The sequence below is a fragment of the Amycolatopsis sp. NPDC049253 genome, assembly GCF_040678995.1.
Taxonomy (GTDB): Bacteria; Actinomycetota; Actinomycetes; order Mycobacteriales; family Pseudonocardiaceae; genus Amycolatopsis.
In genome coordinates, this window is the sequence record NZ_JBFAQX010000009.1 from 121,826 (window position 1) to 138,475 (window position 16,650).

Sequence of the window (16,650 nt, forward strand, 5' to 3'; positions counted from 1 at the left end):
TCTCGAAGCCCTGGCGAGCACCGAGCCACCCCCCGATCCCCAGCCGCGACCTGACAGCAACCCGGCCACAACTCAAGGAGTCACCATGACCCGACGCATCGACGTGCGCATCCCCCTGCCCGACGGTATCGAGCTGGCCGCCTGGCTCTTCCTGCCCGACGAAGCAACGCAGCCCCTGCCCGCCATCACCATGGCCCATGGTTTCGGCGGCACCCGCTACCACGCCATCGAGCCCATCGCCCGCCGCATCAGCGAAGCCGGCTACGCCGTCCTCCTGCACGACCACCGCAACTTCGGCGACAGCGAAGGAACCCCCCGCCACGACATCGATCCCCACCAGCAGCTCGCCGACTGGCGCTGGGTGATCACCTACCTCGGCACCCGAGAGGAAGTCGACGAACAGCGCATCGGTATCTGGGGATCCAGCTACGCCGGCGGCCACACCCTCGTCCTCGCGGCCACCGACCGCCGCATCAAGGCGGTCTTCGCGCAAGTCCCCACCGTCAGCGGCTACGAGACCGGCCTGCGCCGGGTGCCGCCACACGAAGTCCGTGCCCTTGAAGCGCGGTTCAACCAGGACGAGCGTGACCAGCTGGCCGGCAAGCCGCCCGTCTACGTGCCGTTCGTCGATGCCGACCCCGGCAACCAGGCCGCCTACCGCCAGCGCGACGCGGTCGACTTCTACCTGAACTGGGCTCCCGAGGACAAGTGGACCAACGAGGTCACGCTCCAGTCCAACCGCCGCGCCCGCGCCTACGAGCCCGGCCTGTGGCTGCCACGCATCGCGCCCACTCCGCTGCTGATGCTCGTGGCCACCAACGATGACGTCGCTCCCACCGACCTCGCCCTCGACGGCTTCGAGCGCGCCCGTGAACCGAAGAAGCTCGTCATCATGGACGGCAACCACTTCTCGCCCTACGTCCAGCAGTTCGAGTTCTCCTCCTCGGTCGCCATCGACTGGTTCGACACGCATCTCAAGGCCGGGCACCAACACTGAGAACCGGAGCTCGCTCGAACGGACCGCCGCAGTGCAGCCCGCCGCGAGCGGACCCCGCAGAACCGTCCTGCCCTTCGGCTCAAGGAGCACGATCCGATGACACTCGCCTACGACGTCCTGGTGACGCTGCCACCGAGAGCGGTGCTGCCGGACGGCACCTCGGTGCGGCCCTTGCCGGCGTGGTCGCCGATCTCCTCGACCCTGATCCACGGCGAACGGGACGCCATTCTGGTCGACGCTCCGCACACCACCGAAAAGGCCCGCGAAGTCGCCGACTGGGTGGTGGCCTCCGGCAAGAACCTCGTCGCCATGTACGCCACCCACGGCCACGGTGACCACTGGTTCGGCTTCGCCGAAGTCGCCCAGTGCTTCCCCGGTGTGCCCATTCTCGGCACCGAAGGAACCGTCGCGCTCGCCCAGTACCAGGCCACCGGCCGCATGGACTTCTGGACCAGCCAGTTCCCCGGCCAGATCGTCGAAAACGTCATCGTGCCCAGCGTGATCGACAGTCACACGTTCCTCCTCGAAGGGCACGAGGTCCGCTTCGTCGAAGCCGGGGACAGCGACACCCAGGACACCACTTTCGTCCACGTCCCCGACCTCGGTCTCGTCGTCGCCGGCGACATCGTCTACAACGGAGTCCACCCCTTCCTCGCCGGAGGAGACGCACAACGCCGACGCGACTGGATCGCCGCGATCGACAAGATCGCGGCGCTGGACCCCGCGGCCGTCGTTGCCGGGCACAAAGCGCCCGGCAGCGACGACGATCCCCGGCACCTCGACCGCACCCGCGACTATTTGCGCGATGCCGAAGAGATCCGCGCGACAGCGCGCGATGCCAAGGAATTCGCGGACCTGATGACCTTGCGGCACCTCGCTCGCATCAACCCCACGATCCTGGCTCAATCCGCGGAACACCTGTTCCCGGGAACCACCGTCACCTGAGACCGGGAACCGGCGTCAGTTCGCCGAACTCCGTCCACGTTCGGATCGATCGTTTCATCGTTTGCGCTGGGCACACGCAGCGAGCGCGGTTTTTGTCGGTATCCGCCGCTAGCGTGTTCTCCTCGGGTCCCAGCGTTGCCATCACCGTGCGCGACAGCGTGCTCACCAGCGTGAATCGCACTGGACCCAGCCGTACTCGAAGCCGTACAGTCCTGCTGCATATAGTCCACATGGAATAACCACACTGGATCACTCGAAAGGATCAACAGCCATGGTTGCGGCGAAGCTGACCGCTCTGGGGGTGGCTGTACTGGAGCTCCTTCACGAAAAGCCGATGCACCCCTATGAGATGGCTCAGCTCATGCGCGAGCGCTACGTGGATCAGCGCGTGAAGCTGAAGGCCGGGTCGCTCTACCACACCGTGGAACGGTTGCAGCACAACGGTTTTGTCGAGATAGTCGACACTCAGCGCGACGGCAGGCGGCCCGAGCGGACCGTGTACGCGATGACGGCGGCCGGCAAGGACGTGTTCGAGCAGCGAGCGCGGGAGATGCTGGGCGACGTCGCCCAGGAGTACCCGGAGTTCCTCAGCGGGCTGGCGGTCATCGACGACCTCGGCCGGGACAAGTCGCTGGCCGAGCTGGAGCACCGCGTCACGCTGCTGCGCGCGAGCGTCGCGGCGGATCAGGTCATGTTCAAGCGCGTCCGTGACGACGCGGTCCCCGAGATCTACTGGCTCGACTTCCGGTACGCGGCCGCCCACCGGGCTTTCGAGCTCGAGTGGTGCGAACGCCTGCACGCCGAGCTTTCCTCAGGGCGCATCCGGTTCCAGGACGAGAAGCCCTCCCTCAGCCTCATCACCAAGGAAGACCATGAACGCAAGACAAGCTAACCCGTGGGCCGCGCTGAGCGCGCTGTGCCTGGGGTTCTTCATGATCCTGCTGGACACCACCATCGTGTCCATCGCCGTGCCGAATATGCTGAGCAAGCTCAACACGGGCTTGAATTCCGTGGTGTGGGTGATCAGCGTCTACCTGCTGACCTACGCCGTGCCGATGCTCTTCACCAGCCGCCTGGGTGACCGCTTCGGGCCGAAGCGCGTGTTTCTCGCCGGCCTGATCGTGTTCACGGGCGCGTCGCTGTGGTGTGGCCTGTCCGGCAGCGTCGAGATGCTGATCGCGGCGCGCGCCGTGCAGGGTCTCGGCGCCGCGCTGATGACGCCGCAGACGCTGGCGTTCATCACGCACCTGTTCGCGCCCGCCAAGCGCGGCCCGGCGATGGGCGCATGGGGCGGCGTCGCCGGCCTGGCCACCATCGCGGGCCCGCTGCTCGGCGGCGTGCTGGTCGACCACCTCGGCTGGGAGTGGATCTTCTTCGTCAACGTGCCGATCGGCGTGATCGCCATCGTGCTGACGGTGCTGCTCGTGCCCGACTGGCAGCCGAAACACGCGCACGCGTTCGACTTCATCGGCATCTTCCTGTCGGCGGCGGGCCTGTTCTGTCTGGTGTTCGGCGTGCAGAACGGCCAGCAGTACGACTGGGGCACGGTCTTCGCCGGCATCACCGTGTTCGAGTTCATCGGCGCCGGCGTGGTGCTGCTCGTGGCGTTCGTGCTGTGGCAGAAGTACAACCGCCGCGAACCTCTCGTGCCGCTCGCCGTGTTCGGCAACCGCAACTTCTCCGCGGGCACGCTCACGGCCACGACGGTCGGCTTCACGATGACCGGCATGTTCCTGCCGCTGATCATCTACATCCAGACGGTGCTCGGCCTGAGCCCCACGCTCGCCGGTGTGCTGACCGCGCCGATGTCGCTGCTGTCGGGCGTCATCGCGCCGTTCGTGGGCCGCGCGTCGGACCGCATCAACGGCAAGTACCTCGTGATGGGCGGGCTTTCCCTGCTCGCGCTGGGCATCGGCATCATCGCCGTGCAGGCCCGCCCGGACACCAGCCCGTGGGCGCTGATCCCGGCGCTGCTCGTCTGCGGTCTCGGCATCGGCTGCATCTTCTCGCCGATGAGCAACCTGACCATGGCCTCGGTCCAGCCCCAGCTCGCCGGCACCGCGTCGGGCATCTTCAACACCGCCCGCCAAGTCGGCGGCGTCCTCGGCAGCGCGGCCATCGGCGTGCTCCTGCAGGCCCGCATCAGCGCCTCCATCGCCGACGAGGCCACCACCGCCGCGACTCAGCTGCCCGAGCAGTACCGCCAGCCCTTCGCCGACGGCATCGCCCACGCCGCGGCCTCCACCGGCGAGTTCGGCTCCTCCGCGGGCCCCGCACCCATCCCGGGCCTCCCCGCCGACATCGCCGCCCAGGCGGGCCGCCTCGCCTCCGAAGCCGTCCACAACGGCCTCACCGACGCCGCCCGCGCCACCCTGATCCTGCCGATCGCCGTGCTGATCCTGGGCGTCGGTTCGGCCTCCTTCCTGCGCCGCGTCACCCCCCGCCCCGCCCCGACGCCGACCAGCCCGACCTCATCGGAAACCCCGGTCACCGCCTGACATGGCAGCCAAGCCTCGCGAGCCGGGCTTCAACTGGCGCTCGCGAGGCTTGGCGGGGTATGGCAATAGCACCGCGGCTCATTCGATCGGGTACCGGCGGCACGGCACTCAGGCGCAAGGCCACACGGCGGCGAGGCTGCCCCGTCAGCAGCGGCGATCGCGGACAACCGGATGCGCGTACCGGCCTCGCTGCATCGGCAAACCAACTCGACCGACGGCTGGCCGCTCCGGCAGCGCCGCTCGTGAGTGCGCATGGGCCTCAGGCCGCGGCACGAAAAAACATGCTGCCCCTCGGCCACCGGTGCGGGAGCCGGGGCCGAGGGGCGGCACGTTTACCGCGGGAGAGAAAGTCGAGGAGGTCAACGTCGGATCAGGCGGGCGTCGGGGAGCAACAGCCAGGTGGGACCAGCCGCAGCCGGTCATCGGCACAGCTCACCCGCGCAAAGGTGGGGAGCCCTTCGAAGCCTCAGCACTACCAGCACGAACAGGGTCGCGGTGTTTCGGCGCGCGCAGGCGTGCCCACCACGCGGAACGCAGCCTGGTCGGCGGCGTGGATTCCGTCACCCGGACCGTCATGCGGCACCGTGGTCCCTTCCCGGCATCTGCCTTGATACCGTCGAGGCGAGCTGAGGCCGATATGTTGCGAGCAACAACAAACTAGCTCCACGATCGGGTGTTGCAGGTCACAATTCGGCAACTCTCGCTACGCGCGGTAGCTTTCACCCGTGCGTCTCGTACTTGCTTCCCAGTCCCCCGCCCGACTCGCCTTGTTGCGCGCCGCCGGGGTTGAGCCGAGTGTCGTGGTGTCCGGTGTCGATGAGGACGCCGTGGCGGCGGCGCTGACCGATCCGGCGCCCGACGAGCTGGTGATGGCGCTCGCCGCGGCGAAGGGCAACGCCGTGTTCGCCGAGGTGGCCGGCATCCACGCCGACGCGGTGATCGTGGCCTGCGACTCGATGCTGTCGATCGGCGGCGAGATGGTCGGCAAGCCCGGCACGCCGGAGGTCGCGCGGCGGCGGTGGGAGGCGATGGCCGGCAACTCCGGCGAGCTGCTGACCGGCCACGCCGTCATCCGCGTCGAAAACGGCCACCGCACCAAGGAAGCCGCCGGCACACAGCGCACCACCGTCCACTTCGGACGGCCCAGCGCCGAGGAGCTCGACGCTTACATCGCCACCGGCGAGCCGCTGCAGGTGGCGGGCGCGTTCACGCTCGACGGGCTCGGCGGCTGGTTCGTCGAGGGCATCGAGGGTGACCCGTCGAGCGTTATCGGGCTCAGCCTGCCGCTCGTGCGCCGCCTGTTGACCGAGGTCGGCGTGAGTGTCGTGGATCTCTGGAAGCCTCCCACATCCTGAGAAGACTTTCACCCCACCGAGTGATCGAAGAAAGTTCATGTTCGGCCCGGTTCGGGCCCGAACGGGAACTTTCGACCTCTGGGGTGGCTTCGTGTCCTTCCTCCGCGCGTACACCAAACCTCGAATCTTCGCGGCCGCGGTGATCGGCTCGCTCGTCGTGGGCGCGGCGCTCGGCGTCCTCGCCCGGACGACGGGCGCCGCCACGCTGACCAACGTCCTCCACGAAATCGGCGAAATCTTCACGACGCTGCTGCAGATCGCGGTGATCCCGCTGGTCTTCACGGCGATCGTGGTCGGCATCACCAGCCTGCGCGGCCTCGGCGGCGGGCGCACGGCCGCGCGGCTCGGCGGCCGCACGGTGCTGTGGTTCGCCATCACGTCGTTCATCGCCTCGCTCATCGGCATCGCGATCGGCAAGCTGTTCAACCCGGGCTCCGGCGGCCTCGGCGCCGGCATCGCGGCCACGGCGAAGAACGCCGACAAGGCCGCCAAGAGCGTGAGCAGCTGGGGCTCCTGGGACGCCTTCATCGACGGCCTGCTCCCCCAGAACTTCTTCTCCGCCTTCGCCGAGGGCAACACCCTGCAGGTGCTCTTCCTCGCCGTGCTGATCGGCGCCGCCGCCTACAGCCTCGGCGACAAGGCGAAGCCGTTCGTCGACTTCACCACGAGCGTCTTCGAGATCATCCAGCGCTACCTCGGCTGGATCGTGCGCCTCGCCCCGCTCGGCATCGCCGGCCTGATCGGTGCCGCCGTGTCCAACTACGGCGACGCCCTCTTCCGCCCGCTGCTCTCCACCACGGCCGCGGTCTACGTCGGCTGCCTGCTGGTGCTGTTCGTCGTCTACCCGATCCTGCTGAAGTTCGTCGCCAAGATCAGCCCGGCCACGTTCTTCGCCAAGGCCGGCACGGCGATCCAGTTCGCGTTCGCCTCGCAGTCCTCCGCCGCGACGCTGCCGCTCACCCGCCAGGCCGCCGTGAACCTGGGTGTCGAACCGTCCTACGCCGCCTTCGCCACCCCGCTCGCCAGTGCGACCAAAATGGACGGTTGCGCGGCCGTTTTCCCGGCCATCGGCACCATCTTCATCGCCAACCTGGCCGGTGTGCAGCTGAGCATCGGGCAGTACGCGGGCATCGTCGTGGTCGCCGTGCTCGGCGCGCTCGCCACCGCGGGCACCACGGGCTGGCTCACCGCGCTCACGCTCACCACCGCGTTCATCGGCCTCGACGCCAAGCAGGTGGCGCTGGGCATCGCGCTCATCTACTCGGTGAACCCGATCATGGACATGATGCGCACGGCCACCAACGTCGCCGGCCAGATCGTGGTCCCGACCATCGTGGCCCGCGTCGAAGGCCTGCTCGACGACACGGTGCGCGACACCCCGGCCCCCAGGGCGAAGGCCCAGCCGGTCAGTGCCTGACCGACCCGCCTGATCCGACGCGACGGCGGCTGGGACGAACAGCTCAGCCGCCGTCCGCACACGGCCGCAGCTCCGAGGCCCGCACCTCGACCTGCGGCCACCCCCGCAGATCCGAAGGCGACACCACCGTCCGAGTGCAGCCGAGCTCCGTACCGCTGAGCTGGTAGACCTCGGCGAGCACCGGCGCGGCCTGGCACTTGGGCGTGCCCGGTGTCGCATCCGGACACTCGTGCCGGACGACGATCACGTCGGGCCGGCCGTCGGTGTCGACGTCGAACAGCGAAAGCGTGCCGGCATCGGCGAAGTAGGGCTTCCCGAAGTCCCGCCACACTCCGCCCGAGCCGATGAGCAGCTCGCCGTACGCGCCGCCCGCGCCGTCACCGCCGCCGACGTCGCCGGTTACCAGGCACGCCGACGTCTCTCCCGCAATGCAGTGCAACGACTGCGCGGTGAGCTTCGCCCCCATCGTGGTGATCGCGAGCTCGAACTCCATGCCCGGCTGCGGCCCCACCTGCACCCGCCCCCAGCCGCCGGACGCGTCGGAGAGCAACACGACCGGGGTACCGCCCACGGTCATCGCGGCCAGCTGGCGGCACGCGCCGCTGCCGCAGGTCGCCATGGTGGGTGCCGCCGGCTCCAGGCTCACGGGCGGAACGCCGGGCGCACCGTCGGGTTTCGGGCGCAGCACGACGACGACCACCAGCGCCGCCACCGTCACCACGGCGGCGAGCACCGCCGTGAGCAGCGCGGACCACGGGGTCCGGGTCGGCGAAGTCCGCATATCCGAGACTGTAGGCGACCTTGCAGACGGTGGCCGTCTATGTTGTTCCCGTGACGAACCCCAACCTCCCCCCGGCCTTGTACCTGCCGACCGGCCCGGTCTCCGCGACCACCGACGGCGGCACCGGTGCCAACATCGAGCTGCGCCGCACGCCTGACGGCCGCGTGGCCCTGGTCGCCTTCACCGCGCTCGACCGGCTGATCGACTGCTGCGGCGAGCACCAGCCGTGGATCATGATCAACACCGAGCACCTGCCGAAGATCCACCAGGTCAACCCCTACGACGTGATCGTGCTCGACTCCGAACTCCCGGTCGAGCTGCGCCACACCGCGCGGGTATAACGAAACCACCGGGTGGTCCAGCTCTCATCCCAGCGGGTAGTGCGGTCCGTAGACTCCGGGACACCAGGCAGTGGAGCTCACGGGAGGTACCGGGTGACCGAGCAGGACGTCGCGAGCACGGGTGGTCCGGTGACCAAGATCCTCGTCGCCAACCGCGGTGAGATCGCGGTCCGCGTGATCAGGGCGGCGAAGGACGCGGGTCTCGAAAGTGTGGCCGTGTACGCCGATCCCGACCGCGACGCACCCCACGTGCGCCTGGCCGACGAAGCGTTCGCGCTGGGCGGCACGACCGCCGCCGAGAGCTACCTGTCCATCGACAAACTCCTCGACGTGGCCAAGCGATCCGGCGCCGACTCCGTCCACCCGGGATACGGGTTCCTGTCGGAGAACGCCGATTTCGCCCAGGCCGTACTGGATGCCGGGCTCACGTGGATCGGCCCGAGCCCACAGTCCATTCGCGACCTCGGCGACAAGGTGACCGCGCGGCACATCGCGACGCGCGCCGGCGCGCCGCTCGTGCCCGGCACCAAGGAGCCGGTGAAGAACGCGGACGAGATCATCGCGTTCGCCGACGAACACGGCCTGCCCGTGGCGATCAAGGCGGCGTTCGGCGGCGGCGGGCGCGGCCTCAAGGTCGCCCGTACGCGTGAGGAAATCCCCGAGCTGTTCGAATCCGCCACGCGCGAAGCGGTGGCCGCCTTCGGCCGCGGCGAGTGCTTCGTGGAGCGCTATCTCGACAAGCCGCGCCACGTCGAGGCGCAGGTGCTGGCCGACCAGCACGGCACCGCGATCGTGGTCGGCACGCGCGACTGCTCGCTGCAGCGCCGCCACCAGAAGCTCGTCGAAGAGGCGCCTGCACCGTTCCTCACCGACGACCAGCGCGCCCGGATCCACGAGTCGGCCAAGGCGATCTGCAAGGAGGCCGGCTACTACGGCGCCGGCACCGTCGAGTACCTCGTGGCCACCGACGGCACCATCTCGTTCCTCGAGGTGAACACCCGCCTGCAGGTGGAGCACCCCGTCTCGGAGGAGACGACGGGCCTCGACCTCGTGCGCGAGATGTTCCGCATCGCGCGCGGCGAGAAGCTGCGCATCACCGAAGACCCCGAGCCGCGAGGGCACTCCATCGAGTTCCGCATCAACGGCGAGGACGCCGGTCGCGGCTTCCTGCCGGCGCCGGGCACCGTCACGAAGTTCATCTCGCCCAATGGCCCCGGCGTGCGCGTCGACTCCGGCGTGGAGTCCGGCAGCGTGATCGGCGGCCAGTTCGACTCGATGCTCGCGAAGCTGATCGTCACCGGTTCCGACCGCAACAACGCGCTCGAGCGCAGCCGGCGCGCGCTGGCCGAGTTCGTGGTGGAGGGCATGGCGACCGTGCTGCCCTTCGACCGTGTGATCGTGGACGACCCGGCGTTCGTCGGCGACGAAAACGGCTTCTCCGTGCACACGCGCTGGATCGAGACCGAGTTCGACAACAAGATCGAGCCGTTCGACAACAACACTGTGCCTGATTCCGAAGAAGAAGCGCCGCGGCAGAACGTGGTGGTCGAGGTCGGCGGCCGGCGGCTCGAGGTGTCGCTGCCGGGTGGCTTCGCGCTCGAAGGCTCCGGCGGCGGCGCGACGGCCACGAAGGCCAAGCCGCGCAAGCGCTCTGGCGGCGCGAAGGCAGCGGTGAGTGGCGACGCCGTCACGGCGCCGATGCAGGGCACGATCGTGAAGATCGCGGTGGAGGAAGGCCAGCACGTCGAAGCGGGCGAGCTGATCGTGGTCCTCGAGGCGATGAAGATGGAAAACCCGGTCACGGCGCACAAAGCGGGCACCGTCACGGGTCTTTCGGTCGAGGTCGGCGCCGCCGTGACCCAGGGCACGCAACTTCTCGAGCTCAAGGACTGAAGTTGTGCCGAATGTCGTGGGTCCGCGGACCCGCGGCGGCATACCATCATCGGTGTGACAGAGGTGCCGTCTCCGCAACTGCGGATCAGCGACCAGGAACGGGAATCCGCGCTGAATGCGCTCGGTGAGCACATGAGCGCGGGGCGGATCGACATCGACGAGTACGGCGAGCGCTCGGCGCGCATCACCGCGGCCAAGACGCGGGGTGAGCTGGCGGGTCTGTTCGACGACCTGCCCGCTCCGCACCCGGTGTACGGCGGTGCGGCGCCTCTCGCGCCCGCGCCTGTTCCCGCTGCGCCTCCGGTTCCCGCCCCTGCTCCGCAGACGGCGGTGGCCCGGCCGCAGGGCTGGAACGGTGGCCAGCGAGCGGCGGCGGCGTTGGTGCCACTGGTGTGGATCGCGACGATCGCGCTCATCGCGAGCTCGACGCTGCCGGCCTTCCCGCTGATCCTGGCGCCGATCGCGCTCACAGTGGTCGGCCGGGCGTTGTGGGGCCACGGCTGGGACCACCGCGGCGATCGCGACCGGGTCCGGCGCGAACACCGCATCGACCACCGCGAAGCCCGGCGCGAGATGCGTGACGAGATGCGCGACGAGTTCCGTCGCCGACGAGACCGCTGGTAAGGCGCACCCCGTGCCCGACATGCGGCTGAGCGACGAGGAACGCCAGGACGCGCTCGACGTGCTTTCCGAGCACGTCCGCACCGGCCGCCTGGACGTCGACGAATACGGCACCCGTTCGGCCAAGGTCACGGCCGCCAAGCGGGTCAGCGACTTGGAACCCCTGTTCGACGACCTGCCCTCACCTCGGCCGAGCGCGCTGCTGGCGATTCCGCGGGCCGGGGCCACGGCCGTGCCCGCCCCGAGCCCTGCCGGCGACAGCGCGTTGATGCGGTTCGCCCTGCGGTTCGCCGTGCCGATCGCGGTGGTGGTGGCGATCGCGGTGTTCGTGCTGTCGCGCGGGCGGCTCATCCTGGTCTTCGCGCTGCCCTTGGCCATCCTGCTGATCACGGGTTGGCGCCGGCGCTGATCCACCGATCGGTGGAGGCCGGCGTCGAACGGTGGACCCCGGCGTGCGCTTCGAGCTGCGAGAATCGCGCCCATGATGGGTGTGGTGCCGGGTGCCGTGCACGCGCGCGGGGAACGGCTGGCCGGGCCGCTGTTCGCCGCGATCGGGATCGTGGCGCTCGCCGTGTGCACGATCTGGGCGGCGACGGGTGGCCACGTCGGTTCGGTGACGCTCGTCGTCGCGGGCCTGTCGGCGGCGTGGCTGCTGCTGCTCGTGCCGCTGTTCCCGCGGCGGGAGCAGCACCCGTGGCTCGCGGTCGGGTTCTTCGCCGGCCTGCTGGCCGGGGCAGCCGCCCTCACGACGCTCGACACCACGTACACGGCGTTCGCGTCGGTCGGCTACCCCATCGCGTTCGTGCTGTTCGCCGCGCGCTGGAGCATCTTCGCCGTGACCGCGACGGCCGTGGTTCCCTTGCTGGCCAAGGGAATCTGGGGCACGGACACGCCGACGCCGGCCTGGGTGTTCGTCGCCTCGGTGGTCGGGCCGATGCTGTACGCCGCGTGGTTCGTCGGCGCGGAGAACGACAAGCGCCGGCGCGCCAACGCGGCTCTCGCCGAGGCCAACGCGCGGCTCGAAACCGCGCTCGAGGAGAACGCCGGGCTCCACGCGCAGCTGCTCACGCAGGCGCGTGAGGCCGGCGTGCACGACGAACGTCAGCGCATGGCGCGCGAAATCCACGACACGCTCGCGCAGGGGCTCACCGGCATCGTCACGCAGCTGCAGGCGGCGGACCGGGCCTCGTCCGCGGAGTCCCGGCAGCGGCACCTCGCCCAGGTCCACACCCTCGCCAAGGACAGCCTCACAGAGGCCCGCCGCGCCGTGCAGGCGCTGCGGCCCGAGCCGCTCACGGACTCGCGGCTGCCCGACGCGCTGGCAGAGCTGGTGCGGCGCGTCACGGACACTTCGTGCGTCGCCGTGACCGCGGAAACGAGTGGCGAACCCGTGCCGCTGCTGCCGGAGCTGGAGGTGACGCTGTACCGCGTGGCGCAGGAAGCCTTGGCCAACGCGGAAAAGCACGCGCGCGCTTCGCGGATCGCCGTCTCCCTCACCTACGCCGGCGACGTCGTCCTGCTCGACGTCCGCGACGACGGCACCGGCTTCGACCCCGCGGCACCGGCGCGTGGTGACGGCACCGGCTTCGGCCTGCAGGCGATGCGCCAGCGCGTGCGGCGCGTGGCGGGGACGTTCACGCTCGAATCGGCACCCGGCGAAGGCACCGCGGTCAACGTGCAGCTCCCGGCCATCCCGGCGGACCGATGATCCGCCTGCTGCTCGCCGACGACCACCCGATCGTCCGCGACGGCCTGCGCGGCGCGTTCGAGGGCTGCCCCGACATCGAGGTGATCGGCGAGGCCGCCACGGGCGTCGAGGCGCTGGCCTTCGTCGCGCGCCACCACCCCGACGTCGTCCTCATGGACCTGCGCATGCCCGAGCTCGACGGCGTCGGCGCGATCCGCCGGCTCGCCACCGAGCACCCCGCCGTGCGCGTCCTGGTCCTCACCACGTACGACTCCGAGGCCGACGTCCTGCCCGCCATCGAGGCGGGCGCCACCGGTTACCTGCTCAAGGACGCGCCCGTCGCCGACCTGCAGCACGCCGTCCGCGCCGCCGCGCGCGGCGAGTCGGTGCTGGCGCCCGCGGTGGCCGCCCGCCTGATGGCGCCCCTTCGGCGTCCTGCGCCGGGCGCGCTGACGTCCCGCGAGCTCGACGTGCTGCGCCTGGTCGCGGCGGGCGCGACCAACCGCGCGGCGGCGAACCAGCTGTTCATCAGCGAGGCGAGCATCAAGACCCACTTGCTGCACGTCTACGCCAAGCTGGGCGTGAACGACCGCGCGGCCGCCGTCGGCGAGGCTTACCGGCGCGGGCTGCTCTGACCTTCACCCATTTGCCAGGCAACGTCCGGTTCGTCTGCTTCGTGAACTCTCCGACAAAGGGGAGGAATCACATGAAGCTCAAAGCACTGGCGGTCGCGGCGGCCGCTGTCGTCGTGACCGGCCTGGGGGCGGTCCCGGCGAGCGCGGACACCTGGCACGCGACCCTGCTGCCCCTGCCCGAGGGACACGAGGACGCGACCGGCTTCCTCACGGGCACCGACGGCCACGGCGGCTTCGCCGGCGAGTTCGCCATCGACGGCACTTCACAGGTCGTGACGTGGACCAACGGGCAGCCCACCGTGCGTGGGCTCCCGGCGGGTTACGAGTTCGCCTCTGTGCGCGACGAGAACAGCTCCGGCGTGGTCCTCGGCGACGCGGTCGACTACGACACCGGCCTCACCCGCGGGTTCGTGCTGGACGGCAACGGTTTCCACCTCCTGCCGACCGTTCCCGGCTATGTCAGCACCCAGGTCACCGCGCTCAACAACCGCGGCGACGTGCTGGCGCGCCTCTTCGCCGGCGACCCGGCCAAGGACGCGGTCGCGCTGTGGCCCGCCTTCGGGCAGGGCCCGATCATCGTCGGCCACACCGGCGACTGGCCCAACGAGGTCGACCTCGACGAAGACGGCACGGTGCTGTTCACCGATCACCTCTGGCGCGACGGGACCGTGCTGCCGCTGGCGGTTCCGGACGGTTACTCCTCGGTGTTCGGCAGCGCCATCCGCGACGGCGTGGTCGTCGGGTCCGGGATCTCGGAGTCCGCCACGCCCAACCAGGCGCTGCGCTGGACCAGCCCCGGCCACCCCGAGGCGCTCCCGGACGGCGACGAAGCCACCGACCTCAACGGCTCCGGGCTGATCGGCGGCCAGCTGCCGAACCGGGAGATCCCCAACGCCGGAGCGCCTTTCGTGTGGCAAGGCACCTCTCCCGTCGGCAAGCTTCCGCTGCCCGACGGCTACGGCAGCGGCAACATCCACGCCGTCGGCGAAGACGGCACCGTCGTGGGAATCGTGTCCAACCGGCCGCTCGACGAGGGTGGCGCACCCGTCATCTGGGCGCGCTGAGGGCCCGACTCTGGTTACGCTCGTGGCGTGGAACCCGTGGAGATCAACGCGGGCGCGTATTACCTGCGCCAGCTGCGGGCGGACCGGCACCTCGACGACCGGGCCGCGCTGATGGAGGCGTTCGCCGATCCGGAGCACCGGCGGTACGTGCTGAACTACCGGCTGCGAACGCTCGACGAAGCGACCGAGTACATCGCGCTGCGCACGGCGCAGTGGTCGTGCGACGAGCGGTGCTCGTGGGCGGTCGCGGAGCCGACGACCGGGCGGCTGCTCGGGGAGGTCGGGTTGCGGGACCTGGACCTGACGTTCGACACGGCCGAAGCTTCCGTCTGGACGCATCCCACTGAGCGGGGCAAGGGCGTGGCGAGCACGGCGCTGAGCGCGGCTCTGCGCTACGGCTTCGGCGGGCTCGGGCTGCAGGAGATCAGTTACCGCCACGAGGAGAGCAACGTCGTGTCGGCTTCGGTCGCCGCGAAGTGCGGGTTCACCTACGTGGGGCCGGAGCGGACACCGGCGCCGACGGGTGAGCCGTTGATCCGATGGATCCGCAAGGCCTGAACCAGCGGTGAAAATTCAGCGAAGGGCGCCGCGGCCGAGCCAGGGCTCCCTCCGGGCAACGCCGTGAAGGGCATCTCGAGGAATTCCGAGTCCCTCGAGGTGCCCTTCACGGACCTCAGCTCACCGGCTCGATGATCCCCGACCGAGCCTCGGGCGCCGAAGCGCGCAACGCGTCCGCCGACTCGTCCGTCGGCTGCGACTGCGATTCGCGTTCGGCCTGCACACGGGCCGTGTAGACGTCGACCTCGCGCTTGATCGTCTCCGCGGACCAGCCGAGCACCTCGCCGACGAGGCGCGCGACCTGGTCGGCGCAGTCGGCGCCGCGGTGGGCGTACTCGATGGAGATGCGGGTGCGCCGCGCGAGCACGTCTTCCAGGTGCAGCGCGCCCTCGTGGCTGGCGGCGTACACGACCTCGACGCCCAGGTAGTCGGGCGCGGAGTCGATCGGCTTGAGCAGCTCGGGACGGCCGTCGGCCAGCGCGAGCACCTCGTGGACCAGCGAGCCGTAGCGGTCGAGCAGGTGCCGCACGCGGTACGGGTGCAGGCCGTGCTGCGCGGCCAGGTGGTCGGCCTGGTTCACGAGCGCGTGGTAACCGTCGGCACCGACGAGCGGCACCTGGTCCGTGATGGACGACGGTGGCCGGCCCGGCAGATCCACCACGGCGGCGTCGACGGCGTCGGCTGCCATCACGCGGTACGTCGTGTACTTGCCGCCCGCGATGGCCACCAGCCCGGGCGCCACGCGCGCGACGGCGTGCTCGCGGGACAGCTTCGACGTCTCCTCGCTTTCGCCCGCCAGCAGCGGACGAAGGCCGGCGTACACGCCCTCGATGTCATCGTGCGTGAGCGGCGTGGCCAGCACCGTGTTCACGTGGTCGAGGATGTAGTCGATGTCGTGCTTCGTGGCCGCCGGGTGCGCCAGGTCGAGGTGCCAGTCGGTGTCCGTCGTCCCGACGATCCAGTGGTTGCGCCACGGGATGACGAAGAGGACGGATTTTTCAGTGCGCAGGATCAGCCCCGACTCCGAGACGATCCGGTCGCGCGGCACCACGATGTGCACGCCCTTGCTCGCGCGCACGCGGAACCGCCCGCGCCCGCCCGAAAGGCGCTGCAGCTCGTCGGTCCACACGCCGGTGCAGTTGATGACCGCGCCGGCCTGGATCTCCGTCTCGCGCCCGTCCTCGACGTCGCGCACCCGCACGCCCGAGATGCGGTCGGCCTCGCGCAGGAAACCCACCACCTGCGTCGACGTGCGCACCACGGCGCCGTAGTGCGCGGCGGTGCGGGCGACGGTCATGGTGTGGCGGGCGTCGTCGGACTGCGCATCGTAGTAGCGGATGCCACCGATCAGGGCCGACCTTTTCAACGCGGGAACCATCCGCAAAGCACCCGCGCGGGTGAGGTGCTTCTGCCCCGGAACGGACCGCGCGCCGCCCATCGTGTCGTACATCAACAGACCCGCGGCGGTGTAGGGCCGCTCCCACCCGCGGTGGGTCAGCGGGTACAGGAAGCTCACCGGCTTCACCAGGTGCGGGGCCAGCTTGGTCAGCATCAGCTCGCGCTCGTGGAGCGCTTCCCGGACCAGCCCGAACTCCAGCTGTTCCAGGTAGCGCAGACCACCGTGGAAGAGCTTGCTCGACCGGCTGGACGTGCCGGATGCCAGGTCACGGGCCTCTACGAGGGCCACGCGCAGGCCGCGCGTCGCCGCGTCGAGTGCCGTCCCGGCACCCACGACCCCGCCACCGATCACGACCAGGTCGAAGGTCTCCTTGCCGAGGCGCTGCCAGGACTCCTCACGCGCCGCCGGTCCCAGCTTCGCTTCCGTCACAGCGCCTGCCCTCCTTGCAACTTACGGTTG

Annotated in this window: 16 protein-coding genes; 14 read left to right on the forward strand and 2 right to left on the reverse strand. The window is 70.1% G+C overall.

Features of this window, described 5'->3' with window-relative positions:
• Positions 1–85: 85 nt before the first annotated feature.
• From AB0K15_RS22020 to AB0K15_RS22045, 6 genes are all read left to right on the forward strand, one after another.
• Positions 86–997 carry an alpha/beta hydrolase gene (locus AB0K15_RS22020; RefSeq protein WP_364053284.1) on the forward strand — a complete coding sequence of 304 codons (912 nt, stop codon included), beginning with the start codon at positions 86–88 and terminating at the stop codon, positions 995–997.
• Between the two features lie 96 nt (positions 998–1,093).
• Positions 1,094–1,942 carry an MBL fold metallo-hydrolase gene (locus AB0K15_RS22025; RefSeq protein WP_364053287.1) on the forward strand — a complete coding sequence of 283 codons (849 nt, stop codon included), beginning with the start codon at positions 1,094–1,096 and terminating at the stop codon, positions 1,940–1,942.
• 271 nt (positions 1,943–2,213) lie between these two features.
• Entirely contained in the window at positions 2,214–2,834 is a 621-nt protein-coding gene (locus AB0K15_RS22030; protein WP_364053290.1) for a helix-turn-helix transcriptional regulator, read from the forward strand.
• On the forward strand, positions 2,815–4,440 hold the full coding sequence (locus AB0K15_RS22035) for a DHA2 family efflux MFS transporter permease subunit (protein WP_364053293.1): 1,626 nt from the start codon (positions 2,815–2,817) through the stop codon (positions 4,438–4,440). The genes AB0K15_RS22030 and AB0K15_RS22035 overlap by 20 nt, the downstream gene beginning before the upstream one ends.
• 725 nt (positions 4,441–5,165) lie before the next feature.
• Positions 5,166–5,795 carry a nucleoside triphosphate pyrophosphatase gene (locus AB0K15_RS22040; protein WP_364053296.1) on the forward strand — a complete coding sequence of 210 codons (630 nt, stop codon included), beginning with the start codon at positions 5,166–5,168 and terminating at the stop codon, positions 5,793–5,795.
• A 91-nt stretch (positions 5,796–5,886) separates the two neighbouring features.
• Positions 5,887–7,212, forward strand: coding sequence for a dicarboxylate/amino acid:cation symporter (locus AB0K15_RS22045; RefSeq protein ID WP_364053299.1), 1,326 nt, complete (start codon positions 5,887–5,889; stop codon positions 7,210–7,212).
• A gap of 43 nt (positions 7,213–7,255) precedes the next feature.
• Here the strand turns inward: AB0K15_RS22045 and AB0K15_RS22050 are convergent, their stop codons facing one another.
• A complete protein-coding gene (locus tag AB0K15_RS22050) occupies positions 7,256–7,993 on the reverse strand; it encodes a hypothetical protein (protein WP_364053302.1) in 738 nt (245 codons plus the stop codon).
• 50 nt (positions 7,994–8,043) lie between these two features.
• Here AB0K15_RS22050 and AB0K15_RS22055 point away from each other — a divergent pair, with 50 nt between their 5' ends.
• The 8 genes from AB0K15_RS22055 (at position 8,044) to AB0K15_RS22090 (ending at position 14,792) form a co-directional block, all read left to right on the forward strand.
• The gene (locus AB0K15_RS22055) at positions 8,044–8,334 is read left to right on the forward strand and encodes an SAV_915 family protein (protein WP_364053305.1); all 291 of its coding nucleotides are present in this window, start codon (positions 8,044–8,046) and stop codon (positions 8,332–8,334) included.
• 93 nt (positions 8,335–8,427) lie between these two features.
• On the forward strand, positions 8,428–10,227 hold the full coding sequence (locus AB0K15_RS22060) for an acetyl/propionyl/methylcrotonyl-CoA carboxylase subunit alpha (RefSeq protein ID WP_364053308.1): 1,800 nt from the start codon (positions 8,428–8,430) through the stop codon (positions 10,225–10,227).
• Between the two features lie 54 nt (positions 10,228–10,281).
• Positions 10,282–10,851 (forward strand): DUF1707 domain-containing protein, encoded by a 570-nt coding sequence (locus tag AB0K15_RS22065; RefSeq protein WP_364053311.1) that lies wholly within the window; start codon positions 10,282–10,284, stop codon positions 10,849–10,851.
• A gap of 10 nt (positions 10,852–10,861) precedes the next feature.
• Positions 10,862–11,257 (forward strand): DUF1707 domain-containing protein, encoded by a 396-nt coding sequence (locus AB0K15_RS22070; RefSeq protein WP_364053314.1) that lies wholly within the window; start codon positions 10,862–10,864, stop codon positions 11,255–11,257.
• A 72-nt stretch (positions 11,258–11,329) separates the two neighbouring features.
• Positions 11,330–12,556, forward strand: a complete 1,227-nt coding sequence (locus AB0K15_RS22075; RefSeq protein ID WP_364053317.1) for a sensor histidine kinase — start codon at positions 11,330–11,332, stop codon at positions 12,554–12,556.
• The gene (locus AB0K15_RS22080) at positions 12,553–13,170 is read left to right on the forward strand and encodes a response regulator transcription factor (protein ID WP_364053320.1); all 618 of its coding nucleotides are present in this window, start codon (positions 12,553–12,555) and stop codon (positions 13,168–13,170) included. Before AB0K15_RS22075 ends, AB0K15_RS22080 begins: the two co-directional genes overlap by 4 nt.
• Positions 13,171–13,241: 71 nt before the next feature.
• The gene (locus tag AB0K15_RS22085; RefSeq protein ID WP_364053323.1) at positions 13,242–14,234 is read left to right on the forward strand and encodes a hypothetical protein; all 993 of its coding nucleotides are present in this window, start codon (positions 13,242–13,244) and stop codon (positions 14,232–14,234) included.
• 27 nt (positions 14,235–14,261) lie between these two features.
• The gene (locus AB0K15_RS22090) at positions 14,262–14,792 is read left to right on the forward strand and encodes a GNAT family N-acetyltransferase (protein ID WP_364053326.1); all 531 of its coding nucleotides are present in this window, start codon (positions 14,262–14,264) and stop codon (positions 14,790–14,792) included.
• 115 nt (positions 14,793–14,907) lie between these two features.
• Here the strand turns inward: AB0K15_RS22090 and AB0K15_RS22095 are convergent, their stop codons facing one another.
• Positions 14,908–16,620 carry a glycerol-3-phosphate dehydrogenase/oxidase gene (locus tag AB0K15_RS22095; protein WP_364053329.1) on the reverse strand — a complete coding sequence of 571 codons (1,713 nt, stop codon included), beginning with the start codon at positions 16,618–16,620 and terminating at the stop codon, positions 14,908–14,910.
• Positions 16,621–16,650 lie beyond the last annotated feature (30 nt).